Annotated in this window: 22 protein-coding genes; 8 read left to right on the top strand and 14 right to left on the bottom strand. The window is 61.3% G+C overall.

Going from position 1 to position 22,451, the window contains the following annotated elements:
- The first annotated feature begins 29 nt into the window (after positions 1 to 29).
- Both TSACC_RS15520 and can read left to right on the top strand, forming a co-directional pair.
- Positions 30 to 1,115 (top strand): glycosyltransferase, encoded by a 1,086-nt coding sequence (locus TSACC_RS15520; protein ID WP_084400525.1) that lies wholly within the window; start codon positions 30 to 32, stop codon positions 1,113 to 1,115.
- Positions 1,116 to 1,192: 77 nt separating this feature from the next.
- Positions 1,193 to 1,807 carry a carbonate dehydratase gene (can, locus tag TSACC_RS15515; RefSeq protein WP_075080142.1) on the top strand — a complete coding sequence of 205 codons (615 nt, stop codon included), beginning with the start codon at positions 1,193 to 1,195 and terminating at the stop codon, positions 1,805 to 1,807.
- A gap of 77 nt (positions 1,808 to 1,884) precedes the next feature.
- On the opposite strand, the gene TSACC_RS15510 is transcribed toward can, so the two are convergent.
- The 3 genes from TSACC_RS15510 to TSACC_RS15500 all read right to left on the bottom strand — a co-directional run bounded on the left by TSACC_RS15510 (position 1,885) and on the right by TSACC_RS15500 (position 3,440).
- Positions 1,885 to 2,427, bottom strand: coding sequence for a hypothetical protein (locus TSACC_RS15510; protein WP_075080141.1), 543 nt, complete (start codon positions 2,425 to 2,427; stop codon positions 1,885 to 1,887).
- The gene (locus TSACC_RS15505; RefSeq protein ID WP_075080140.1) at positions 2,424 to 2,864 is read right to left on the bottom strand and encodes a PH domain-containing protein; all 441 of its coding nucleotides are present in this window, start codon (positions 2,862 to 2,864) and stop codon (positions 2,424 to 2,426) included. Before TSACC_RS15505 ends, TSACC_RS15510 begins: the two co-directional genes overlap by 4 nt.
- A gap of 78 nt (positions 2,865 to 2,942) precedes the next feature.
- Positions 2,943 to 3,440: a PH domain-containing protein gene (locus TSACC_RS15500; protein ID WP_075080778.1), complete on the bottom strand. Its 498-nt coding sequence runs from the start codon at positions 3,438 to 3,440 to the stop codon at positions 2,943 to 2,945.
- Positions 3,441 to 3,707: 267 nt separating this feature from the next.
- On the opposite strand from TSACC_RS15500, the gene TSACC_RS15495 reads away from it, so the two are divergent.
- Complete coding sequence (locus TSACC_RS15495) at positions 3,708 to 5,192, top strand: B12-binding domain-containing radical SAM protein (RefSeq protein ID WP_075080777.1); 1,485 nt, start codon at positions 3,708 to 3,710, stop codon at positions 5,190 to 5,192.
- Between the two features lie 61 nt (positions 5,193 to 5,253).
- Here TSACC_RS15495 and cydB read toward each other — a convergent pair whose 3' ends face one another.
- From cydB to coxB, 11 genes are read right to left on the bottom strand one after another with little or no spacing between them, the layout of a single operon-like run.
- Positions 5,254 to 6,270, bottom strand: a complete 1,017-nt coding sequence (gene cydB / locus TSACC_RS15490; RefSeq protein ID WP_075080139.1) for a cytochrome d ubiquinol oxidase subunit II — start codon at positions 6,268 to 6,270, stop codon at positions 5,254 to 5,256.
- A gap of 4 nt (positions 6,271 to 6,274) precedes the next feature.
- Entirely contained in the window at positions 6,275 to 7,789 is a 1,515-nt protein-coding gene (locus tag TSACC_RS15485) for a cytochrome ubiquinol oxidase subunit I (protein WP_075080138.1), read from the bottom strand.
- Between the two features lie 49 nt (positions 7,790 to 7,838).
- Positions 7,839 to 8,423, bottom strand: coding sequence for a hypothetical protein (locus TSACC_RS15480; RefSeq protein ID WP_075080137.1), 585 nt, complete (start codon positions 8,421 to 8,423; stop codon positions 7,839 to 7,841).
- 3 nt (positions 8,424 to 8,426) lie between these two features.
- On the bottom strand, positions 8,427 to 10,682 hold the full coding sequence (locus tag TSACC_RS15475) for a cytochrome c oxidase assembly protein (protein WP_075080136.1): 2,256 nt from the start codon (positions 10,680 to 10,682) through the stop codon (positions 8,427 to 8,429).
- Between the two features lie 45 nt (positions 10,683 to 10,727).
- A complete protein-coding gene (locus tag TSACC_RS15470; protein WP_075080135.1) occupies positions 10,728 to 12,248 on the bottom strand; it encodes a cytochrome b N-terminal domain-containing protein in 1,521 nt (506 codons plus the stop codon).
- A 6-nt stretch (positions 12,249 to 12,254) separates the two neighbouring features.
- Positions 12,255 to 12,824: a QcrA and Rieske domain-containing protein gene (locus TSACC_RS15465; RefSeq protein WP_075080134.1), complete on the bottom strand. Its 570-nt coding sequence runs from the start codon at positions 12,822 to 12,824 to the stop codon at positions 12,255 to 12,257.
- A 17-nt stretch (positions 12,825 to 12,841) separates the two neighbouring features.
- Positions 12,842 to 13,546, bottom strand: coding sequence for a c-type cytochrome (locus TSACC_RS15460; RefSeq protein WP_075080133.1), 705 nt, complete (start codon positions 13,544 to 13,546; stop codon positions 12,842 to 12,844).
- Entirely contained in the window at positions 13,546 to 14,388 is an 843-nt protein-coding gene (locus tag TSACC_RS15455; protein WP_075080132.1) for a hypothetical protein, read from the bottom strand. The genes TSACC_RS15460 and TSACC_RS15455 overlap by 1 nt, the downstream gene beginning before the upstream one ends.
- A 3-nt stretch (positions 14,389 to 14,391) precedes the next feature.
- Complete coding sequence (locus tag TSACC_RS15450) at positions 14,392 to 14,988, bottom strand: cytochrome c oxidase subunit 3 (RefSeq protein WP_075080131.1); 597 nt, start codon at positions 14,986 to 14,988, stop codon at positions 14,392 to 14,394.
- Positions 14,985 to 16,682, bottom strand: a complete 1,698-nt coding sequence (ctaD, locus tag TSACC_RS15445) for a cytochrome c oxidase subunit I (RefSeq protein ID WP_075080130.1) — start codon at positions 16,680 to 16,682, stop codon at positions 14,985 to 14,987. Before ctaD ends, TSACC_RS15450 begins: the two co-directional genes overlap by 4 nt.
- Before the next feature lie 2 nt (positions 16,683 to 16,684).
- Positions 16,685 to 17,692 (bottom strand): cytochrome c oxidase subunit II, encoded by a 1,008-nt coding sequence (gene coxB / locus TSACC_RS15440; protein ID WP_075080776.1) that lies wholly within the window; start codon positions 17,690 to 17,692, stop codon positions 16,685 to 16,687.
- Between the two features lie 258 nt (positions 17,693 to 17,950).
- Between coxB and TSACC_RS15435 the strand changes: the two genes are divergently transcribed.
- From TSACC_RS15435 to TSACC_RS15415, 5 genes are all read left to right on the top strand, one after another.
- Positions 17,951 to 18,598, top strand: a complete 648-nt coding sequence (locus tag TSACC_RS15435; RefSeq protein ID WP_075080129.1) for a YcbK family protein — start codon at positions 17,951 to 17,953, stop codon at positions 18,596 to 18,598.
- Between the two features lie 90 nt (positions 18,599 to 18,688).
- On the top strand, positions 18,689 to 19,282 hold the full coding sequence (locus TSACC_RS15430; protein WP_169809667.1) for a TetR/AcrR family transcriptional regulator: 594 nt from the start codon (positions 18,689 to 18,691) through the stop codon (positions 19,280 to 19,282).
- Positions 19,279 to 20,115, top strand: coding sequence for an HlyD family secretion protein (locus TSACC_RS15425; protein ID WP_075080127.1), 837 nt, complete (start codon positions 19,279 to 19,281; stop codon positions 20,113 to 20,115). Before TSACC_RS15430 ends, TSACC_RS15425 begins: the two co-directional genes overlap by 4 nt.
- Positions 20,112 to 21,038 carry an ABC transporter ATP-binding protein gene (locus tag TSACC_RS15420; RefSeq protein ID WP_075080126.1) on the top strand — a complete coding sequence of 309 codons (927 nt, stop codon included), beginning with the start codon at positions 20,112 to 20,114 and terminating at the stop codon, positions 21,036 to 21,038. The genes TSACC_RS15425 and TSACC_RS15420 overlap by 4 nt, the downstream gene beginning before the upstream one ends.
- The gene (locus TSACC_RS15415; RefSeq protein ID WP_075080125.1) at positions 21,035 to 22,168 is read left to right on the top strand and encodes an ABC transporter permease; all 1,134 of its coding nucleotides are present in this window, start codon (positions 21,035 to 21,037) and stop codon (positions 22,166 to 22,168) included. The genes TSACC_RS15420 and TSACC_RS15415 overlap by 4 nt, the downstream gene beginning before the upstream one ends.
- Positions 22,169 to 22,451: the final 283 nt, after the last annotated feature.

Below are 22,451 nucleotides of genomic sequence, written 5' to 3'. Positions count from 1 at the left end.
TCTTTTGCGCGACTTTCCTGAAGCCGGAGATGCTGCACATCTACCGGCACGTCACCGGTTTGCGGGAATTTCGCCCCATCGTGCTCACTCAAAAGCTGGAAGGCGACTGGGTGGCCGAGACGGTCGAGGTGATCCCGCGCTCGTCGTTCCGTTTTCTCGGGAGGTTTTTTGAAAAGCGCACGGGGCGTCCATGGCAGATATCGCCCGGCGAGGTGCAGGCCTTTTGCGCGGCTCTTGATCGGCACGACTGTGAGTTGCTTCACGTGTTCTTTGGCAATGTGGCCGTGCACATGCTGCCGCTCTTTCGCAAGCTGAAGATCCCCTTCGTCGTTTCCTTCCATGGTTCGGACGTGGCGGGCTCGATGGCCTCCCCGGAGTATACGGATACGCTGGTGGAGATTTTCGATCGGGCGGCCTTCGTGCCCTGCCGGAGCGAGCAACTCGCCCGCGCCGTGCACAAGCTCGGCTGCCCGCAGGACAAGCTGCGCATCATGCGCACGATCGTGCCGGAATTCGCCGGGATCGTGCGGCCGCATCCGCCGGCCGACGGTACGTGGCGGCTGGTGCAGGCGGCGAGGCTGGTGCGCAAAAAGGGCATTCCCACCACGCTGCGGGCTTTTGCCGAGTTTACGCGCGTGCATCCCTTTTCCACCCTGACCATTGCGGGAGAGGGGCCACTGGAAAACGAGCTTCGCGCTCTTGCCAGCGAACTGAATATTGAGGATCGCGTCGAGTTTGCCGGGTTCCTCGATCAGGAGTCGCTGCACGGGCTTTTCGCCGGGTCGCACTTTTTTCTCCAGCCCAGCGAAACGGCGGGAGGCGATGTCGAGGGCGTGCCCAATGCTATGCTGGAGGCGATGGCGATCGGGCTGCCGGTTTTTGCCACGCACCACGGGGGTATCCCGGAGGTTGTCACCGAGGGTCGCGAAGGACTGCTCGTCGAGGAGCGGGACCATGCAGCACTGGCGAAGGCAATGTTGCGTGTCGCCGACGATCCCGTGCTGTACGAAGAGCTTTCCCGGCACGCCTCGCAGACGATTCATGAGCGATTTTCCGCCGCCCGGCAGGTTGCTGCCATCGAGGAGATGTACCGCGACGTCATCGCTAGAAAGTAGGGAGATTCCCTGAGGCGGGGCTTTCCGGTGAAAAAATGCGGGACGTTTGGCGAAAAGCCGACTAGTTACTGCCGCGCATGAGCATCGAAATTCTCTTTGAACAGAATCGTCGTTGGGCAGCTCAGATGATCGAGGAGGAGCCGGATTTCTTCTCCAAACTGGTCGACGTGCAAAACCCGAAGTATTTGTGGATCGGGTGTTCCGACAGCCGCGTGCCGGCCAATGAAATTCTCGGACTCAAGCCGGGCGAGGTTTTTGTGCATCGCAACGTGGCGAACCTCGTCAACCACACCGATTTCAACTGCCTCTCCGTGCTCCAGTACGCCGTCGACGTGCTCAAGGTCGAGCATGTGATGGTCGTCGGTCACTACGGCTGCGGTGGCGTGCGCGCGGCCCTGCTGGACCAGGAGTTTGGCCTCATCGACAACTGGCTCCGCCACGTGCGCTCGATATACCGCCGTCAGCCCGAACGCTTCACTGGACTCGACCAGATTGAAAAGGAGGACATGCTCTGTGAGCTGAACGCCATCGACCAGGCGCGTCACGTGGAGGAAACCACCATCGTGCAAAATGCCCTCCGGCGTGGCCAGAAGCTGAGCATTCACGCCTGGTGCTACCGCCTGAACAGCGGCCTCATCAACAATCTCGAATACAAGCCCTCGCTCCCTCCCGCCCTGCCTCCGCAGGCCTGAGGAGACGTATCCACCATTTCGACGCCGCTCTCAGGGGCGCAGGGACGAGCGGCCTCGCAGGTGGCTGGGCCGGCTGGCTAGGGGCTGCCGGGAAGCCGCCCTTTTTCCAGCGAATCAAACTGCTGGATTTGCTGCTGGACGGGGCCTGTGGAATCGGGCGCGAAGGGCTGCCTCGGCTCGGAGACCGTCGTGGTGGTTTGCTGGGCCGGAGAGATTTTCGGAAGACGCACGTGACGGCGAATCCACTCGCGGAAGTCGTCGCCGTTTTCCGTGATGACGACATATTCTTGGCGGGACTCGTCGAAAACGACCAGACCGGCGCGATCAAAGTGCTCTTGGGCAAACCTGTAGATCATCTTCGCGGGCTCCGGAGACTGAGAGAGTTCGGCGAATATGATGATCGGATCCTGACGGCCGGCGGTGGCGGAGATTTTCGCCAGCCAGTCTTTTGTTTCCTTCTCTGTTCTGGCGAGTCCGTTAATCCTGAAAATCAGGTCCTTGCTCTGCTCGACACGGATCACGATGCGGGGCTGGTTCGCAGGGGGCTCTTCGGCCAAGACGCCCCATGTCGCGAGGCAGATCGCCAGAAGGGCCAGGACGATGCGCAACGGGACGCTCATGATGCGGTCGGGACGGTCTGCTGGAGTGCGGCGGCGAATGCCTCGGGATTGCTGGGCGAAATCACGATCCTGCGTGAGGGGAATGCTAATACGATGGCGTTTTTGTGGCCATTGAGAAAGGCGTCGTATTTTCCGAGCTTTGGGCAGGAAGGGCGCCGGGAGAACACAGTTGCGCTGCAATAGGGGGTGTTTGTCCAACTTGGTATATCTTTGCTGGTGAGAGACGGATCGCGCCAAAACGCGACCAGACCAGCCAGGGGAATGCGAGTCTTCCAGGCGAGACGATGAATGATCAGGATGCCATCTTTAATTGAGTATCCCCAGATGATGGAAAGCACCGAAGCAAGAACCATGGGGATGAGAATGAGAACGGTAATATTGTAGCCGTCGAATCGGAAAGAGCGAACTACGAGTGCCGAGACCGTCAGAAGGAACATTATATAAGTGAACAACTGCCAGCCGCCCCAGAGGGCGAAATGAAACTCTCGGCGGGGAGCAGTATGGCGAAGCCGGAGTCAGGCGTTCTGAATCACCAGGCCCAGCTTGGCGGCGAATTCGCCGGGGCGGTCGGGAGAGACGACGATCTTGCGTTTGGGAAAGGTCAATACGACGGCTTTGCGGCTATCGGTGAAGTAGGCGCGGTAACGGCCGAGCTTGGGTGAACTGAACGTGCCGGTGAAGGAATAAAATCCGCCATTGCCAAACAGGCGGTAGCTGTCGGCGATGAGGGACGAGTCGGCGACAGCGGATTGCAGGTCATCAAGCGGGATGCGAGTCTTCCACCCGATGCGGTGGATGAAAAGCGTGGTCCCCTCGATGGTGTAGCCGCGTACGGCGAAGGGAATGCAGCCGAGGGTGAAAGCCACCAGGATGAGGGAAAGAATCGGCTGCCGGGCGAGTCCCCCCGTGGCCAGGAGCAGGGCGAGGCTCAGCGTGACGGCAGTGCAGACGATGGACAGCACGACCAGCATGCGGCCCCAAGGAGCTTGAAAAAACATTCCTCGGCTGCTCATCGGCGTCATTATGCTTTTTTCGCCATCGGCGGCAATGAAGGAGCGTGTTTTTGCGAGAAGAGCATAATAAATTCCGGAGGGCATTTTTTGCGAACGGCGGGAATCAGACTCCTTTACGGACGATAAGGTCGCTGCTCCGGGAAGGCTGGAAAATACAGGCCCGGCAGTCGTTTCGCCCGGCCGCGGATACACGGCCTCCGGGGAATTTCTTTGCGTCGTTTGCAGCCATTTCTAAAATGGACCGACGATGCCAAAGGGCATTTTACGATGCCTAACGTCCTTCTCCTTTATCCTGAAATCCCGGACACGTTCTGGAGTTTTCGCCATGCGTTGAAATTTGTCTCGAGGAAGTCAGCGTTTCCTCCTCTCGGCCTCCTGACGGTGGCTTCCCTGCTTCCAGCCCACTGGCGCAAGCGGATGATCGATATGAATGTGGCGGATCTGCGGGATTCCGATCTGGACTGGGCGGATTACGCGCTGATCAGCGGGATGACGGTGCAGCGGAGTTCCGCGCGCCAGTTGATCGCCCGGTGCAAGGCGGCGGGGCTGAAGGTCGTGGCGGGCGGTCCGTTGTTCAGCACCGAGGCGGAGAGCTTTCCCGAGGTGGATCATCTCATTCTCGACGAGGCGGAGATCACGCTGCCGCGTTTCCTGGCCGATCTGGAAAACGGCACGCCGCAGCGGCTTTACAGTGCGAACGGGGAGTTTGCCGACATTCGCACGACGCCGGTTCCGATGTGGGAACTCGCGGACCTGAGGAAATACGCCTCGATGAGCCTGCAATACTCGCGCGGGTGTCCCTTTCAATGCGAGTTTTGCAATGTTACGGCGCTCTTCGGGCATCGACCGCGCACGAAGTCGCCCGAGCAGGTGATCGAGGAACTGAACCTCCTGCGCGACCTCGGCTGGCGGGGCAAGGTCTTCTTCGTCGACGACAACCTCATCGGCAACAAGAGCCGGCTTTCCCGCGAACTGCTGCCCGCCTTGATCGAATGGCAGAAGAATGGCGGCGGAATGCCGTTTTACACCGAGGCCTCCATCAATATCGCCGACGACGTGCCGCTGATGGAAAAGATGCGGCAGGCGGGCTTTGAGTCTGTCTTCATCGGCATCGAGACGCCGAATCCGGAGGCGCTGGAGGAGTGCAATAAAAAGCAGAACACGAGCCGCGACCTGATCAGCGACGTGAAGCGCATCCAGCGCGCCGGGCTGGAGGTGCAGGCGGGCTTCATCGTGGGCTTCGACAACGACACGCCCACGATCTTTCAGCGCCAGATCGATTTTATCCAAAAGAGCGGCATCGTCGTGGCCATGGTCGGGCTGTTGCAGGCCATCCCGGGGACGCGGCTGTACAAGCGGCTGCAGGAGTCCGAGCGCCTCATCGGCGAGATCACGGGCGACAATGGAGACGGTACGACGAACATCCGGACCACGATGGACTGGCCTACGCTCCGCGACGGTTACCGCCGGATCGTGGAGACGATTTACTCACCGGGAAATTATTACCGCCGCGTCACCACCTTCCTGCAGGAATACCGGGCTCCAGAAATTCGCGAGCGACTTGAGTCGCGGCATATAGCCGCCGCCTTTCGCGCGTTTTATTCGCTGGGGATTCTCGGCCAGGAGCGTGTGCATTTCTGGCGGCTGATGGTGTGGACGGTCGTCAATCGTCCGGAACTCCTGCCCCACGCGATCACGCTGTCCGTCTTCGGATTCCACTTCCGCGTCAGCGCGCTGTCGGCCCGGGATTAAAAAAAAGCGGCGGCCCAGGCATTTGCTGCCAGAGCCGCCGACTGGGAAATGATCTTCCAGCCTAGTAGCTGTGACCGGTAAGGCGGGTCTTGCCGCGGAAGATCCAGTAGATGCAGGCGGTGTAGGCCAGCACAATCGGCACGCCGATGAGGGCGATGATGAGCATGATGCCGAGGGTCTTGTCGGTCGATGCGGCGTTGTAGATGGTGAGGCTGTTTTCCGGGTTGGGATTGGAGTACACCATGTACGGGAACGAGGTCGCGCCGAAGGTGGCCATCATCGCGATCATGCCGAAGCAGGAGGAGAGGAAGGCATTGAAGCGGCGGCCCTTGTGAATCTCGCGCGGGATGTTCATCACAATGAGCACTCCGAAGAGCACGATGGCGAGGATCCAGGGGCGGGACTGCACGGTCTTCAGCACATGCGGCACGTAGACGAGCGTGAGCATGTTGAGCACCACGTAGGCGGTGATGAAGAAGCCGATGAGGCGGGGAATCCAGCCGACGATGATGTCGTGCAACTCGCCGTCATTTTTCATCGCGAGGTAGATCGCGCCGTGCATGACAAAGAGGAGCACGGTGGTGATCCCGACGACGAGGGCGTAGGGATTGAGGAGGCTGAGGAAGGTGCCGGCGTATTCGTGGTCCGCCGTAAGTGGGAGGCCGATGACCATGTTGCCCATGGCCACGCCGATGAGAAGGGCGGAGACAAAGCTGCCGAGCGAGAAGGCGGTGTCCCACAGCTTGCGCCACCAGCCCCACGGCTCCTTGCTGCGAAACTCGATCGCGACCGCGCGGAAGATGAGCGCGCAGAGCAGGAGCATGAAGGCGAGGTACAGGCCGGAGAAGACCGTCGCGTAAGCCTCGGGGAAGGCGGCAAAGAGCGCGCCGCCGCCGGTGACGAGCCACACCTCGTTGCCGTCCCACACGGGACCGATGGAGTTCAGGAGGAGGCGGCGATGCTCGTCCTTTTTGACAAAGAGATGGAGCGTGCCGACGCCGAGATCGAAGCCGTCGAGCACGGCGTAACCCGTGAGCAAGACTCCGACGAGGATGTACCAGACGATGTTCAGGTCCATAGTGTTAAGCCCTCGCCTCCTTGGTGCGGATGATGGCCTTCCAGCTGTCGGGCATCTCGAGATCCTCCTCGAGATGATCCGGGCCATGCTGGATCTTGCGCGTCAGCAGGAAGATGAAGACGAGGAAGAGCAGCAGGTAGACAAAGGCAAACATGATGAGCGAGGCCAGAATGTGATTTGCTGTCACCACCTTGGACAGTGCCTCGGAGGTTTTGAGCAGTTCATACACGATCCATGGCTGGCGGCCGAGCTCGGCGGTGAACCAACCGGCTTGGTTGGCGATCTGGGGGCCGAGCACGCTGAAGACAAGCACCCAGAGGAACGCCCGGGTGAGCTTGCTGTCCGTCTTGAAGAGACGTCCGCTCCAGAGCAGAAATAGCGCAATGATCACGATCACCAGCAAGGCGACGCCGATGCTGATCATGATGTGATAAAACTGGAAGGTCGCGGGTACCGGAGGCCAGTAGGAGCGTCGGATCTTGCTGATCTCCTCGGGGGAGGCATTCGGATACCGTGCCTTTAGAAAATCGTCGCTTGGGATGTTGTGCAGGCCGGTGACGGTGGCATTCACATCCTCGTAGCTAAGGAAGCTGAGGAGGCCGGGAATCTTCAGGCCCTGGACGGTTTCGTTGACCGGATCGACCCAGCCGATGACGGTCATCGGGGCGCGGGCCTCGGTTTGGTAGACGCCCTCGAGGGCGGCGAACTTGGCGGGCTGGTTCTTGAGGACGCCCTTGGCGGTGAAGTCACCGCTGACCATCTGGAGGAGGGTGGCGACGGTGCCGACGGCGAGCCCGACCTTCATCGAGGCCTTGGCAAAGTCGAGATGACGTTTGCGGAGCAGGTAAAACGCGCTGATGCTGATGACGAGGAAGGCTCCGGCCATCCAGGCGCCGAGGACGACGTGGATGAGGCGATCGACGGAGGAGGGATTGAAGACCATGGCCCAGAAGTCGTCGATGACGGCGCGAACGCTGCCAAGGTCGGCCTCGGTGAGGATGTGCTCGGCCGGGAGGCGCACGCTCTGGCCGTTCACTGTGGTCTCGAGGTGATATCCGGCGGGGGTTTGCATCCAGGAGTTGGCCACGACAATCCAGATGGCGCTGAAGTGCGCGCCAAAGCAAACCATGCAGGTGGCAAAAAAGTGAAGCTTGGGTCCGACCTTGTTCCAACCGAAGAGAAGGATGGCCAGAAAGCCGCTCTCGAGGAAAAAGGCAAAGATGCCCTCGGCGGCGAGTGCACTGCCGAAGATATCGCCTACGAATCGGGAGTAGGTCGCCCAGTTGGTGCCGAATTCAAACTCCATCACGATACCAGTGGCCACACCGATGGCGAAGGTCAGAGCAAAGACGCGCGTCCAGTAGCGAGCCATGTTGTGATAGAGGGGATTGCCGGTCTTCAGCCAGATGGCCTCCATCACTACCAGAACGATACCCAAGCCGATGCTTAGCGGGGGATAGATGTAGTGAAATGCTACGGTGAAGGCAAACTGGACCCTGGCGAGTATCTCTGCGTCCATGATGAGGACGTAATACTACGTGGTCACGCGCATTGTCTATTAGAATGTCTTATTCTTTCGGTAAAATGCGGCCTTTTCGGACGAGGCGCTGATGGATTCCAAATCCGAGGATGATCAGGGGCGGGAACGCCAGTACGGGCCAGTACGCGAGCACCGGGGGCTGGGGCGGGCCGGCCTCAAGATGGCACGTCATGGTGTGCGTTTCGCCATTTCGGCTCACACGCACAAGGAGCTGGGAGGCTCCCTGGGAACGCACGGGGATGATTGCGGAGTAGAGCATCTTGTTTTCCGAGTGGTTACGGGTCGCCTCTGCCTTGTCGGCCGTGCCCATGCTGCAGCAGGGTGGCAGCCAGGCGGGGAAGGCGTCGGCCTCCGCCGACCAAGCCATGGCGACCTCGGCATCGAGGTACGGAGCGCGGGTGACAGGGTCTTGGACGAGTACGCTGAAATCGACAGGTCCGGCACGAATCGGCGCAGGGGAGGCAAACACGGTGATGTCGTAGGGGCCAACGACCTTGCGGTCGAGGATCACACCGCCATCAGCACGCGCTCCCGGGATCGGCACGATCACGGCGAGCAGGCAAAGCACGCAGAGCGCGAGGACGAGACGGGGCGTTGATGGTGGCTTGCTCATCGATCAGTGCATCATGGTGCCGCGCATTTGCATCGGTTGGAAGATAATCCAGACCCCGGCGACGTAAAGGGCGACGGCGATAAGCCCCCATGGCAGGAACCCTGGGAAGGGGCGCGAGGGCCGGAGCGAGGAGGCGAGTCGCCAGAGGATGTAGAGCGAGGTGAGGAAGCCCAGCCCGAGAAGAGCCAGCTCGAGTGCGGGCAGATCGTAAAAGGCCCACGAAGGCACGGCCCATTGCACCTCTCCTCCCGCCAGCCCGAGATCGCGCAGGACGCGGTGAATGACGGGTATCGGCGTGAGCGCGGCGGTGAAGAAGTGGAAGGTGAAGTGCGCGATCCACATGCCGAATCCGAGCGGGGCAAGAGCCATCGAGAATCGGCAGAAGGTTTCTCTCTGGGTAAGGCCTAAGTGTTTCCTGCTTAAGGCCGCCGCCCACGAGGCGAGCAGGGCGGGGAGGACGACGAGGGTGAGGATGCCGAGGATGGCGGTGGGCAGGTGGTCGGAGGAGAGGCCGAGCTGCTTGTTCAGCGCATCGAGCCAGTTCAGCACGGGCACGACCATGCCGGCGGCGTTGGCAAACGCGCCAAAGGTGAGTACGAGGACGAGCGAGGCGAGGTCGAGGCGCTTCGCATAGCGTCCGACGGAGGAGCGCGGCAGGTCGATCGAAAGATCGGTGGCGATGGGTGTGGCGAGGATGCCGACGTTGTCGTGCGGGCAGGCCTTGATGCAGTCGAGGCAGAAGGTGCAGTCCATGTTCCCGGCCTTGCGCGGCTGGAAGAGCTTCAGCTCGCATCCGCGCTGGGTGGCGTTACCCTTGATGCAATCGTACGTCCGGCAGCTGGCGCAAACGTCGGGCTGGCGCACGCGCACTTGAAGCGGCGAGACGAGCGACTGGACGAAGTGGAACTGGCCGACCGGGCAGACGTATTTGCAGAAGCTGGCGTCCTTGAAAAATCCGTCGATGAGGAGCGCGCCGAGGAAATAGAGGATGAACACGCCGGAGGTGGCGGCGGGATTGTCCCAGAGGTCAAAGGCCTCGTAGGCCCAGAAGTAGACGACGAGGATGCCGACGGCGATCCACTTTGACCGCAGGGCGCGGGGCCAGACGAAGCGCGCGGGGAGGAATTTCCTCCCGAGGTCGCGTACGAAGGTGAAGGGGCATGCCATGCAGAAGAAATTCCCCGCAATGAGGAGGGCGAGGACGGTGGCGGCGCGCCAGTGCGTCCACGGCAGCACGCCCGCGAGGTTCATCGGGCTCATCTGGGGGCCGAGCAGGCCGTCGAGGATGATGGCGAGCGCGAGGCCAAACATAGTCATTTGCAGGCCCGTACGGAAGTAGCGCGAGCGAATGAGCGGCCCGAGATATGGGACGCGAAGGAGGTCAAACGGCCCGGCACGGCGCGAGGTGGCGGGCGGACGCGGCGGCGGCGCGGGCTCCGCATGGCGGCGCTTGGGAGAGAGGAACTGGATGGCGATGTAGGCGACGGGGAAAAGGAAGACGATGGACCCGGGGACCCACATGATCGCTCCCGCGCCATTCTGGTCCTCCAGCGGCGAAAAGCCCCCTAGCCGGGGCGCGGCCTCGTAGGTCGGGTAGATGACCTTGGTGGAGAAGGACAGGAAGGCGGCGAGGGCTGTATTCTGGAGATCCGCGCCGAGCAGGTACGGGATGACAGTCCAGCGAGGATATTTTGACCGGCTGGGCCACGGGAGGATCACGTACCACCAGAAGAGCAGCGAGGTGACGAGGAAGCAGAAGTGCTCAAACTCGTGCCAGCCGCGATGGCGGAGTGCGAGGTCGTAGAACTGCGGGATGTGCCAGATGACGTTGCTCGAGACAAAGAGCACCCAGCAGACGATGGGATGCGTGATGCGGTCGACGATGGCATGAAATACCGGCCATCGCAGAAAGGGCCCCAGACCCTGGCTGACAAAGCGGCGCGGCAGGCCGAGGAGCAGCGGGAGTTGCGGAAAGCCCAGCAGGATCAATGGCGGGGCGACCATGGTGAGCAGGAGGTGCTGCACCATGTGCGAGATGAGCAGGAACGACGCAAAGGCGTCGAGCGGTGAGGCCAGCGCGATGTAGATCGTGACCAGGCCGCCAAGGAAACTCAGCAGCCGGTACGGGGTAAAGCGATGCGGGGCCTGACGGCGGAGACGATTCCAGCCGAGGAAGTAAATGAGGGCGGTCGCGGCGAGACCGAACGCAGGGACGGGTTGAAACGTCCACGACGTCGCTATGGCAGTCTCCAGATTCACTGCCCCGGGCGTTGCGGCGCTAGCGCGCCGCTGGGATGACCGGGACTAGTGAGCACCCACGGCTTCGTGCTGTTCGCCTTCCTGGACGGACAGCGGCGCGGGAGTGGCCGGGATGGTCGAGTCGCGCGCGGGCAGTTCGTCCTTGGGATGCAGGGAGACCATGTAGGCAACAAGGGCTTCGGTCTCATACGGGGAGAGATTCTTACCGTAGGCGGGCATGTTGCCGCCACCCTGAATAATCTGGCGCACAAGCTGATCCTTCGTGAGGCGGGTGCCCACGTCGGCGAGATCGGGGCCGCGATGACCGCCGATGCCGTCGATGGCATGGCAATTGCGGCACTGCTTGTTCTGCAGCACGGCCAGACCCTGAAGCTCCAGCGGCGAACGGCCTTCGACGAACTCGCGCGGCGTTTCCGCACCCGACCATGCCTTCATATCGGGAGACCAGGGAGAGGTCTGGCCGAGGTAGGTGAGGAGGCCGAGCGAGAGGTAGATAAGAATAACGGAGAGGACCGCGATCGGACGACGACGCCAGCTCTTTTCACCCGTGTTGTTGATGAACGGCAGGATGAAGAGCAACCCGATAATGATCGGCGGAGCCACGAGGAGCATGAATGTCTCCATGTAGTCCGGCATGAGCGCCGCGATGGCGAAGATCCAGAGGAAGAAGAAGTCCGGCCGGGGCACCGTGTCGATCTGCGTCGGATTTGGCTCACCGAGCGGCCCCTTGGGACCGAACATGAGGACGCAGAAGAGGATGCCGCCGATAACGATGGATGCCGCGACGAGATCCTTCCAGATACCGTGCGGGAAGAACGGGATGCCCTCCTTCTTGATGATCGTGGCGTATTCCTTGTCGTAGGTCTCCTTGCGAACGATCTGGCCGGGCTTCGGGTATTCGTTAATGCCTTTGGTCAGCACCATGCGGAGGTGCAGGGCCACAAGGGCGAGGACGGAACCCGGGAGGACGAAGACGTGCAGGGTGAAGAAGCGCGATAGCGTCTCGCTGGCGATGATGGGACCGCCGAGCATGAAGTTCACCACCTGCTGGCCAATCATCGGCGAACGACCGGCGATGGCGGCGCCGATGCCGAGACCCCAGTAGGCGTCCTCGTCAAAACGCATCACCTGGCCAGTGAAGGCGAGGCCGAGTGTGAGGAGCATGAGGACCACGCCGGACATCCAGGTGATCTCACGCGGGTACTTGTAGGCACCGAAGAGGAAGACCTGAGTGACGTGGATGAGCATGATGCCCACCATGAAATTGGACCCCCAGTAGTGCGTGGCGCGGAGGAACCAGCCAAGTTCCTGCCGGAAAGTCAGATACTCCAGCGTGGTGTAGGCCTCGGCGGCCGAGGGCACGTAGACGAGCGCCAGCAGGCAGCCCGTCAGGAGCTGGATCATGAAGCAGAGCAACGTGGCGCTGCCGAAGACGTAGAACCAGCTCGCGGAGCTTTTCGGGATCGGGTGGCCGGCGGTGTGATTGAAGAGGTCCGTGACGTGGAGTCGCTTGTCGACCCACTCGTACACACCGTTCAGAGCCTGGATAAGAGCCTTGCCGTTCATCGAGTGTTAGTGCCGGGGCTTCTTGTCGTCCATGGGATTGGCGAGCGTCGGAAGGATGCCGCCCTGGATGAACAGTTCGTTGTTTTCCACCTTGAAGGGGTACTCGTAGAGGCCGCGGGGCGGCGGGCCTGCGGCGTGCTCGCCATTCTCATAGAAGGCGCCGCCGTGGCAGGGGCACATGAAAAGCTTGGACTCCTCAAACCAGCGGACCGGGCAGCCGAGGTGGGTGCAGTTGATGGCGAAGACCTGGAAGTCATTCTCCTGGATGCGGCGCACCCAGCAGGGGATCTCCGCAGTCTGGCCGTCCCATTCGCGGTGGTCGGGGTTCAGGTAGCTGGCGAGGCGGGTGGTTCCCTCGGGGAACTTCGTCACCGGGCCGAGCGAGATCCATTGGAGCGGGTAGCTCTTGAAGAAGGTGGAAAGCAGGTAGCCGATGAGCGGGATGCCGATCATGGCGCCGGCGATGGCGTTCAGACCGAAGCCAAGCAGGAGGAGAAAGTCGCGGCGCGAAGTCTTCTTCGGCTCCGGCGTGTGGTCACACCCGCAGGGTTTGTCGTTATTCGTCTCGGTGGTCATTTCCTGTGCAAAACTGATTACTGCTGGGCCGGGGCCAGCTTCTGGCCAAATTCATTCTCACGGTGCGACGCCAGCCAGGCGACGACATCGCTGATTTCCTCGCTGGTCATTGCCTTGCCGGGGACGCGGCTGGCGAAATCGGGGCACCCGAGATCGTTGCGGCCAGCGATGGCGATGGTGCGGAGATACTGGTCGGACACGAGGCCGAGGTAGGCCGGGTTGACGACCGAGCCCGCCTTGTCCTTCAGGCCTTTGCCGTCCGCACCGTGGCAGCTCGCGCAATTCGCGGCGAAGACTGCGGCTCCGCGGGCGACGTCGCCGATCGGGGCGCTGTAGGCCGGGGCGTTGGCTGGCGGCGGGTTTTTGGCCCACGCGTAGATGTTGTCGACGATGATGCCGATCTGCTCGTTGGTGAGTGAACCGCCATTGGCCAGTGAAAAGGCGGGCATGCCGTTCTCGGCGCGGCCGTTGGTTACGATCTGGCGCATCTGCTCCTTGGGCAGGATCGACAGATAGAGCGGGTCGTTCATCGCGATGACGGGGCCGACAGACTGGCCATTACCGTGGCAACCGGCGCAGTTCTGGCTGTAGAGCGTCTTGAAGTCGGTGACGTGATGCGGCTCGGGGCGGCGGTCTTCCTTCTTGGGGCGACCGGGCACGTTGTCACAGCCCGAGAGGGCGATGGCCGAGATACAGGCTAGGGAAAGGGCGGCGATTTTCACTAGTGGGACTCCTCGTCGCGATGTTGGCTTTCCACGCCCATTTTCTGGGCCAGCGACCATGATTGCATCGTTGCCATTTTTCCGGATTTGAAGACGACCCAGCCACAGACCGCGCCGAAGGCGATCTGGCAGAAAACGAACCACGGCCAGTTGATGCCCTGGGAGAGCATCGGAGAGACCCAGTGGAGGGTCGACCAGACGAGCGCGGTCCAGAGGAGCGGGCCGACGAGAGCACCGAGGACGAACTCGCTCTTGCGCGGGAACATCGGGACGAGCACCGCGTAGAGGAGGCCGACGAGGATCGAGAGGGTCACGTGGGCGATGGTGCCAACGATAAGGCCGGCGGCGCTGAAATCGTGCAGGGCCTTGAGCGAGGAAGCCCCCAACTCCGGCACGCCTGTGGCGGCCATGAGGTTGATCGGATACCAGAGGCTCTTTTCGAAGACAACACCCCAGATACAGGCGAGTACCGCCATCACGAGACCACCGGCCAGACCGCCGATAACGCCAACGCGATAGGGATGAAACTCCGTGGGGACATGCGCACGGTGCGGGATGTTGCCCTGCTTGAGCATTTGCACCACCCGGCCCTGCGTGCGGATGGGAGCCGGGCGGGCGCGATCGGGATTCACCGGCACGGGTTCGTGCTTCGGATGAGGGAAGACATCGGAGAACCAGCCGACGGTGCCGAGAAGACCGACGAGAAAGCCGACGGCGGAAACCAGGAGGTTTGTCACCAGACCGGCGACGAGAAGGGTAAGGCCGAACGCCGACACAATCGGCCACGCTGTGGGCGTGGGCAACTCGATGGTGTCAGGATCGTGATGTGGGTGCTGCTGCATTGCCTAGTAGTTGACGCTGATGAAATAGACCAGAGTGAGAACGACGACCCAGATGGCATCGACGAAGTGCCAGTACCACGCGATCATCTCGACGTGCTCGGAGTGGCCGGGATCCAGTTTCCCGCGGAAGCTGGAGATCACGACGATCGAGAGCAGGATGAGGCCGATAATGACGTGGCTGGCGTGGAGGCCGACCAACGCGTAGAAGGTCGAGCCAAAGACGTTGGTACTGATCGTGAGGTTTTCCTTGTAGATCAGGTGATACCACTCCGCCCCGGTGAAGTAGACGAAGTACGCGCCCAGTGCGATGGTAAGGAGCCACCAGACGTGGAAGAGCGCGCGGTTGCCCTTGTGCAGGAACTTCTCCGCGATCGTCACGGTGAAGGAACTGCCGAAGAGCGCGATGCTCGCGAGCCAGGGCACGTGCAGAACTTCCTTGGGAAAGGGTCCGTTGAGGCTCTTGCCCATGTACCAGACGTAGGCGACGACGAAGATGGTGAACAGCGCGGATTCGGTAATGATCAGGCAGATCATCCCGACTTTGCGCTGTGATGGCAGCTTCCAGTCGGAGTCAGTGTTGGTCAGTTCAGCGGAGCTCATTCGAATTTCCAGTCAGGGTCGTCGGGGTGCTTCAGGTCCCACAGAGGACGGCGGCTGCGCACTTCCGGTGTTTTCTCAAAGTTGTATTCCGGCGGAGGGGAGGTCGTGGCCCACTCGAGGGTCCATGCATCCCACGGATCGTCGCCTGCTTCCTCGCCCTTGAAATACGAGTAGATGAGGTTGAAGACAAAGAAGAGGATGCCCGGGATCTGGATGATCACGCCGATGGTGGAAAGCTGGTTCCAGATCTCCCATCCACGGCCAGCCTCGTAGGTGAAGATACGGCGAGGCATGCCGAGGAAGCCCGAGATGTGCTGAGGGAAGAAGGTCAGGTGGAATCCGATGGTAAAGAGCCAGAAGTGCCACAAACCGAGCTTGCGATTGGGCATGCGGCCAAAGGCCTTCGGGTACCAGTAGTAGATGCCGGCGAAGAGCGTATAGAGCAACGCGCCGATGAGCACGTAGTGGAAGTGGGCGACGACGAAGTACGAGTCGCTCAGCTGCCAGTCAAACGGCACCACCGAGAGCATTACACCGGTAAGACCGGCGATCAGGAACTGAAAGAGGAACGCCAGACAGAAGATCATCGGGAGTTCGAAGTGAAGCTTGCCGCCCCACATGGTACCCAGCCAGTTGAAGATCTTGATGCCGGTTGGCACCGCAATGACCATCGTGGAGATGGCGAAGAAGGTGTTGCCCAGCGAGGTCATGCCGACGGTGAACATGTGGTGAGCCCACACACCGAGGGAAATGAAGGCGATCATCACCGTGGCGGCCACCATGATCGGGTAGCCAAAGATGGGCTTGCGGGAGAAGACCGGGATGATTTCGTTTGCGATGGCGAAGCCGGGAAGGATCAGGATGTACACCTCGGGGTGCCCGAAGATCCAGAAGAAGTGCTGCCACAGGACGGCGTCGCCGCCAGCCTGGGTGTCGAAGAACTTCGCCCCGAGGTAACGATCGAGCGTGAGCATGATCTGGCAGGCCGAAAGAGGCGGCAGAGCGATGATGACCAGGAAGGCCACCACGACGAAGAGCCACACGAAAAGTGGCATGCGACCCAGAGTCATGCCCTTGCAGCGCAGGCAGAAGGTGGTGACCAGGATATTGATCGAGGTTGCCAAGCTGCCGATACCGCCGAGCAGGATCGAGAGGGTCCAGTAATCCGTGCTGTGTCCGCGGGAGAACGCCTTTGCCGTGAGCGGCGAATAGGCGAACCAGCCGACATCGGGAGCGGAACCGGCATTGTAGAGGCCGGGGGCACCGAAGTAGCTGAAGTACAACAGGAGGCCGGAAAAGAAAAACACCCAGAAGCCGAAGGCATTCAGGCGGGGGTACGCCATGTCCCGCGTGCCGATCATGATCGGGATCAGGTAGTTGGCGAAACCGAAGATCATCGGCATGCCGACCAGGAACACCATGGCCGTGCCGTGCATCGTAAAGAAACGGTTGAAGACATCCGGGTCGAGGAAAGTGCTGCGCGGGAAAAACAGCTGGACGCGGATGAGCGTGGCCATGATGCCAGCCACGACGAAGAAGAGCAGGCCCGAGCCGATATACATCAAGCCGAGCTTCTTGTGGTCGACGGTGAAGACCAGGTTCTGGATGACGTGGGACCACGTCTTGCCTTCCTCGCCCACACGCTCGGGCGCAGGGACTTTAAAGTCCGGATCTACGATCGTTTCACTAGCCATGATTATTTCAGCGTTTCGAGGTAGGCCGTGATGGCTTCGACCTCGTTATCGAGGAGTTGCATGTTCGGCATGAGACAGCCGACCTTAAGGATCTGCGGATCGCGGACCCAGCTCAGGAGATTCTCGTGGTTCAGCGGAGCAACGCCCGCGCCGATCGTCTGGCGGGTCATGAGTTTGGTGAGGTCGGGGCCGAAGATTCCCTTGGAAACGCTCTCGCCGATCGTATGGCAGTTTACACAGGCATTCGCGTAGTAAAGGCGGCGGCCTTCGATTTCCTGCGGAGTCTGCGGGGGCGGGACGGGAGCCTTTTGGTTGGCGACCCACTTCTCGAAATTTTCGGGGGTGTCAACGATCACGCGCAGGAGCATGTTGGCGTGCTGGGTACCGCAATACTCGGCGCAATTGCCGAAGTAGGTGCCGATCGTATACGGGTCAACCCACATCTTGTTGGTGCGGTTCGGGATGAGATCGGTCTTTCCGGCGAGCTGAGGCACCCAGAAGGAGTGGATCACGTCGGCGGACTGGAGGATCAGTTCGGTCGGTCGGGCTTTCTGGGGATCCTTGCTGCTCACCGGGATATGAATCTCGTTGGCGGTAATGATACCGTACTGCGGGTAGTGGACCTCCCACCACCACTGGTGACCTACGACGCGGATCTGGAGGGCATCCTCCGGGAGCTTGGCGTTCTGCACTTCACCGATCGTGCGGCTGGTCACGAGGATCAACACCACGGTGATGAGGATCGGGATGACGGTCCAGGCGAGCTCGATGTTCGTGCTGCCGTAGATCTGGGGTGGTTCCTGGGTGTTGTCGGTCGCCTTCTTGCGGAAGCGCACCACGATGTACAGGAGGAGTCCTGCGACAACGACAAAAATGACAGCGCAAATGACCAGAACGAGAAGCGATGTCTCATGGATCATCTCTGCCGGACGTGACAGAGGCTTGAACATGTCCGCGACCATGTGGGTCGGAAGATCGGCGCCTGCGCCTTGCGCATGGACTCCGGTCATCCCGACGGCCATCAATAAACAGGTCGTCAAAAAACTATAGAAAGATAGACCTCTTGCTCTCACCGGGGATGTGGTTAACCAAGCATTCCAGTTTGGGGAACTCATTTTTTCAAAAAACCCAACTTTTTGACCGCTCCCACATTTTTTTTACGGAGTACATGGGGTGAACGTGGCGTGAAAGTTGCTAGAAAACTGGCTGAAACGAGAAAGTATTTTGCGTTTGACCAAAGTGTGTTTTGTTAGCGGCCAACTCCGATAATGAGCAATTCTGACGTTACATCTCATACTACGGAGCCTCTCGGGGCACAGTTTGGCCGGCGTTCGGCGCTGCGGCTGCTTGCTCTTGCCGGTGCGGGACTCTTTGCCGGTACGACGCGATCTGAGGCTTTCATGGGTTTCTTCTCCAGTTATACGAACGCATCGCCCTCGACGTTGCAGGCTTTGAGGATTCCTGCGGATTGGCAGGCGACGCTCGGGCCGATGCTACCCTCGTATGCCGAGTTTTTACGCAAGGCGCACCTGAAGTTCGTATCGGTACGGCAGCTCATCGAGCCCCACACGCATATCCGGGGGATGGTGCACAACTCGCTGCCGCCGAGGTCGATGTGGCCAAATGTGCGCTCGACGCTCAAGGTGATCGATTCCCTGGCAGACCGCCTCGACCTTCAGGTCAAGGACGTCGTATCCGTCTATCGGAGCCCGGCTTACAATGCGAAATGCCCGGGTGCGAAGAGCAATTCCTTCCACATGCGCAACAATGCGATCGACATCGTGTTTCCCTGCGCTCCCGGGAAGGTGGCGGCCATGGCTCGAGCGATGCGCTCAAGCGGGATGTTTGCCGGAGGCGTGGGGCGGTACGCGGGATTCACCCACATCGACACCCGCGGAAACAACGCCGACTGGTAGCCGGCGATTTTGGCGATATTTGCCCATGAGAGCGTAATTTTGTTGCTTGTGGAAACTTAATGAACGATTATAGTTTCCATGGTTTCCGAAATGCCGGCTTCGACTGAGGGAAGAATCCTCGACGCGGCGGAGCGGATATTTCTGTCGCGGGGGTTTCATCGTGTCTCGATGGACGAACTGGCCCGCGAGCTGGCGATGAGCAAGAAGACGCTTTACGCGCACTTTGCCAGCAAGGACGACCTGGTGGCGGGGATCATGCGCCGCCGGGTGCAGCGGGTGGACGCGGAGTTTCGCGCCGTGCTGGCAATGGAGGCGGGTTTTGACGCGAAGGTGCGCGGGCTGATGCTCGGCATGCAACGGAGGCTGGGCGAGGTGAGTCCGGCGTTTATCGAGGATCTGCGGCGGTACACGCCGGAGGTTTTTCGCATCGTGGAGGAGTACCGGGCGCAGGCGATACCGAAGTATCTCGGCGGGCTGCTGGAGGAGGGGATACGCGAGGGTTTCATTCGCGAGGATGTGAAGCCGGTGATGGTGGTCCGCATGCTGGTGGCATGCGTGCAGGGCATCCTGCGGGTGGATAACATGATGACGCTCGACATGCCGCCGGTGCAGGCGCTCGACACAATCCTGCGCGTGATTTTCCAAGGGGTCTTCACCGAGAAGGCCCGGGAGGTGCTGAAATGAAAAAGAAAAAACCGGCGACGGTACTGCGTCCGCTGATCCTCGTCCTGCTGATCGGCGGGGGCGCGGCGTATTGGCTCACACACAACCGCGACAAGACCAACGAGCATCTGTCGGGTTACGCGGAGGGCGAGATGGTGTACGTCTCCTCACCCATCGCGGGGCAGTTGCAGGACCTGAAGGTGCAGCGCGGCGACCAGTCGCAGGCGGGAGCGGAGCTATTTGGCCTCGAGCGCGAGGAGGAGCGCGAGGCGATGCAGCAGGCGGAGGCCTCGCTGCGCGAAAGCCAGACGCGGCTCTCGAAGGCCAAGCTCGACTACGACCGGGCCAAGAGCCTGCGCGACAAGCGCGTGATCGCGTCGGAGGACTATGATGCGGCGGAGCAGGGATATCTCGCGGCCCAGCACAACGTGAACGCCTACGAGCGCGGCCTGGCGCAGGCAAACTGGCGGTTTTCGCAAAAGGTGCAGCCGGCCCCGGCGGGCGGGCTGGTCTATGATACCTACTACCGTCCCGGCGAGTGGGTGGCGGCGGGTTCGCCCGTGGCCTCGATCCTGCCTCCCGAATATATGAAAGTGCGGTTCTTCCTGCCGGAGGAGCGGCTGGGGGAATTCCAGATCGGCGCGCCGGTGGAGATTCGCATGGACGGGCTGGCGGCTCCGCTGGAGGGCAGGGTGAGCTTTGTCTCGCCCTCAGCCGAGTACACGCTCCCCATCATCTATAGCCGCGAGAACCGCAACAAGCTCGTCTTCCTCGCCGAGGTCCGGCTCGCGCCCGATCAGGCAAAACAACTGCACCCCGGCGCGCCGGTCGAGGTCGTACGCAAACAGCCGTGACGGAGGAACTCGCAATCGATGTCGAGGGTATTACCAAGTCCTTCGACGGCCGCGTGGTGGTGGACAACCTCGCCATGCAGGTGCGGCGCGGGGAGATTTACGGCTTCCTCGGGCCGAATGGCAGCGGCAAGACGACTTTCCTGCGCATGCTCTGCGGGCTGTTGCAGCCGGACTCCGGCAGCGGCACGTGCCTGGGCTGCGACGTGTTGACGGAGAGCGACCAGATCAAGCGCCGCGTCGGCTACATGACACAGCGCTTCAGCCTCTACGAGGACCTGACCATCGCGGAGAACCTGCGCTTTGTCGCCGACATCTATCAGATCAAAAACGCCCGCGAGGCGGTCGAGCGCACGGTGACCTCGATGGGTCTCGAAGGGCGCGGCAGCCAGCTGGCCGGGACACTTTCCGGCGGGTGGAAGCAGCGGCTGGCGCTGGCGGCGTGCCTCATTCATCAACCCGAGCTGCTGCTCCTCGACGAGCCGACGGCGGGCGTGGACCCCAAGGCGCGGCGTGATTTCTGGGAGGAGATTCACCGCCTTTCCGCCGACGGGCTGACCGTGCTTGTGACGACGCACTACATGGACGAGGCCGAGCGCTGTCACCGGCTCGCCTACATCGCCTACGGCAAGCTGCTGGCGATGGGCACGCTCCGCGACGTGCTGGCCTCGGCGGGGCTGGCGACCTGGGAGGTCTCCGGGCCGGAGCTCGGTGCGCTGTCGAAGGAACTGCACGGACGCGAGGGCGTCGAGCAGGTCACGGCCTTTGGCAACAAGCTGCACGTAAGCGGTCGCGACGAGGCGGCGCTGGAGCGCGGCATCGCGGCGCTGCGGGCAAGCAACCGCCAGACCTGGCGGCGGATCGAGCCGGGGCTGGAGGATGCGTTCATCGGACTCATGCAAACCTCGGAGGATAATTTCCGATGAACGGATTCAGCATCCACCGGTTCTTTGCCATCATTCGCAAGGAGTTCATCCAGATGCGGAGGGACCGGCTGACGTTTGCCATGATGTTCGGCATCCCGATCATCCAGCTGATCCTTTTCGGATACGCGATCAACACGGACCCGAAGCACCTGCCGATGGCGATTCTGTCGACGGACAACAGCCAGTTTGTCCGGTCCTTCGCCCACGCGCTGGAGCAGAGTCAATACTTCACGGTGGTCGACCAGTTCGAGCATGAGGACGAGGCGCGGCAGGCGCTGGCGCGCGGCGATGTGCAGTTCGTGCTCAGCCTGCCGAGCGATTTCTCGCAGCGGCTGGTGCGGGGCGAAAGGCCTCCGATGCTGATGGAGGTGGACGCGACGGACCCGTCGGCGGTGAGCTCCGCCGTGCAGGTGGTAAACGAGGTGGCGCGCACGGCCTTTGACCGCGACCTGGAGGGGCCGCTGCAGAAGTTCACCGCCCAGCCCGGGCCTGCGGAATTGCGGATTCACCTGATGTACAATCCCGACCGCCTCACGCAATACAACATCGTGCCTGGCCTGATGGGCGTGGTGCTTACGATGACGATGGTGGTCATCACGGCGCTGGCGGTGACGCGCGAACGCGAGCGGGGCACGATGGAAAGCCTGCTGGCCACGCCCGCTGTGCCGATCGAGGTGATGACGGGAAAGATCATTCCCTACATCGTCGTGGGTTATGTGCAGGTGACGGTGATCCTGCTGGCGGCGCGGGTGTTGTTCCAGGTGCCGATGGTGGGAAATCTCGGGCTGCTTTATCTCGGCGCGCTGTGCTTCATCGCGGCCACGCTGGCGGTTGGTATTACCATCTCCACCCTGGCGACGAACCAGCTTCAGGCCATGCAGATGTCGTTTTTCTTCTTCCTGCCCTCGCTGCTGCTCTCGGGTTTCATGTTTCCCTTCCGGGGTATGCCGGAGTGGGCGCAGACGCTGGGCCAGATGCTGCCGCTCACGCACTTCCTCCGCGTGCTGCGCGGCATCCTGCTCAAGGGCAACGGCTTTGCTGATATCTGGCCCGACTTGTGGCCGATCCTCGCCTTCGGCGTCGTGGTGATGGCCTTTGGCGCGATGCGGTACCGGCGGACGCTCGACTGATGCGAAGTCGGAAGTGGGATTTCGGAAGTCGGAAGTTTTTTTGCTTCCGCGCATTTTGTGTGAGGATGCCGGAGAGACCTTTTTCGCATTTGCACTGTCATGCGCCGTGACTACGCAGCCGAACTCGCAGGCCGGCAGGATGCCGGCCCTACGTCTCTTCTCGGGCGCCTCTCCTTCTAAAAACGCCGCTTTAACACCCGATACCAAGCCTTTGCGAGCTTTGGTAGAGGTCTTCAGCCCTTCGATTCCTTTGCTTCCTTCTGTTTAACTTCTGTCTTCGTAC

This window comes from Terrimicrobium sacchariphilum (assembly GCF_001613545.1).
Taxonomy (GTDB): domain Bacteria; phylum Verrucomicrobiota; class Verrucomicrobiia; order Chthoniobacterales; family Terrimicrobiaceae; genus Terrimicrobium; species Terrimicrobium sacchariphilum.
Note: the sequence above shows the minus strand (reverse complement) of the source record. Positions and strands in the feature narration are given on the sequence as shown.

Bases quoted from the DNA above. Each gene is read 5' to 3' on its own strand.
- ctaD (WP_075080130.1), bottom strand. From the start codon at position 16,682: ATGGCTAGTGAAACGATCGTAGATCCGGACTTTAAAGTCCCTGCGCCC.
- TSACC_RS15480 (WP_075080137.1), bottom strand. From the start codon at position 8,423: ATGAGCAAGCCACCATCAACGCCCCGTCTCGTCCTCGCGCTCTGCGTG.
- TSACC_RS15505 (WP_075080140.1), bottom strand. From the start codon at position 2,864: ATGTTCCTTCTGACGGTCTCGGCACTCGTAGTTCGCTCTTTCCGATTC.
- coxB (WP_075080776.1), bottom strand. From the start codon at position 17,692: ATGACCGGAGTCCATGCGCAAGGCGCAGGCGCCGATCTTCCGACCCAC.
- cydB (WP_075080139.1), bottom strand. From the start codon at position 6,270: ATGGACCTGAACATCGTCTGGTACATCCTCGTCGGAGTCTTGCTCACG.
- TSACC_RS15415 (WP_075080125.1), top strand. From the start codon at position 21,035: ATGAACGGATTCAGCATCCACCGGTTCTTTGCCATCATTCGCAAGGAG.
- TSACC_RS15485 (WP_075080138.1), bottom strand. From the start codon at position 7,789: ATGGACGCAGAGATACTCGCCAGGGTCCAGTTTGCCTTCACCGTAGCA.
- TSACC_RS15450 (WP_075080131.1), bottom strand. From the start codon at position 14,988: ATGAGCTCCGCTGAACTGACCAACACTGACTCCGACTGGAAGCTGCCA.
- TSACC_RS15520 (WP_084400525.1), top strand. From the start codon at position 30: ATGCTGCACATCTACCGGCACGTCACCGGTTTGCGGGAATTTCGCCCC.
- TSACC_RS15495 (WP_075080777.1), top strand. From the start codon at position 3,708: ATGCCTAACGTCCTTCTCCTTTATCCTGAAATCCCGGACACGTTCTGG.
- can (WP_075080142.1), top strand. From the start codon at position 1,193: ATGAGCATCGAAATTCTCTTTGAACAGAATCGTCGTTGGGCAGCTCAG.
- TSACC_RS15500 (WP_075080778.1), bottom strand. From the start codon at position 3,440: ATGAGCAGCCGAGGAATGTTTTTTCAAGCTCCTTGGGGCCGCATGCTG.
- TSACC_RS15455 (WP_075080132.1), bottom strand. From the start codon at position 14,388: ATGCAGCAGCACCCACATCACGATCCTGACACCATCGAGTTGCCCACG.
- TSACC_RS15470 (WP_075080135.1), bottom strand. From the start codon at position 12,248: ATGAACGGCAAGGCTCTTATCCAGGCTCTGAACGGTGTGTACGAGTGG.
- TSACC_RS15435 (WP_075080129.1), top strand. From the start codon at position 17,951: ATGAGCAATTCTGACGTTACATCTCATACTACGGAGCCTCTCGGGGCA.
- TSACC_RS15510 (WP_075080141.1), bottom strand. From the start codon at position 2,427: ATGAGCGTCCCGTTGCGCATCGTCCTGGCCCTTCTGGCGATCTGCCTC.
- TSACC_RS15425 (WP_075080127.1), top strand. From the start codon at position 19,279: ATGAAAAAGAAAAAACCGGCGACGGTACTGCGTCCGCTGATCCTCGTC.
- TSACC_RS15465 (WP_075080134.1), bottom strand. From the start codon at position 12,824: ATGACCACCGAGACGAATAACGACAAACCCTGCGGGTGTGACCACACG.
- TSACC_RS15430 (WP_169809667.1), top strand. From the start codon at position 18,689: ATGCCGGCTTCGACTGAGGGAAGAATCCTCGACGCGGCGGAGCGGATA.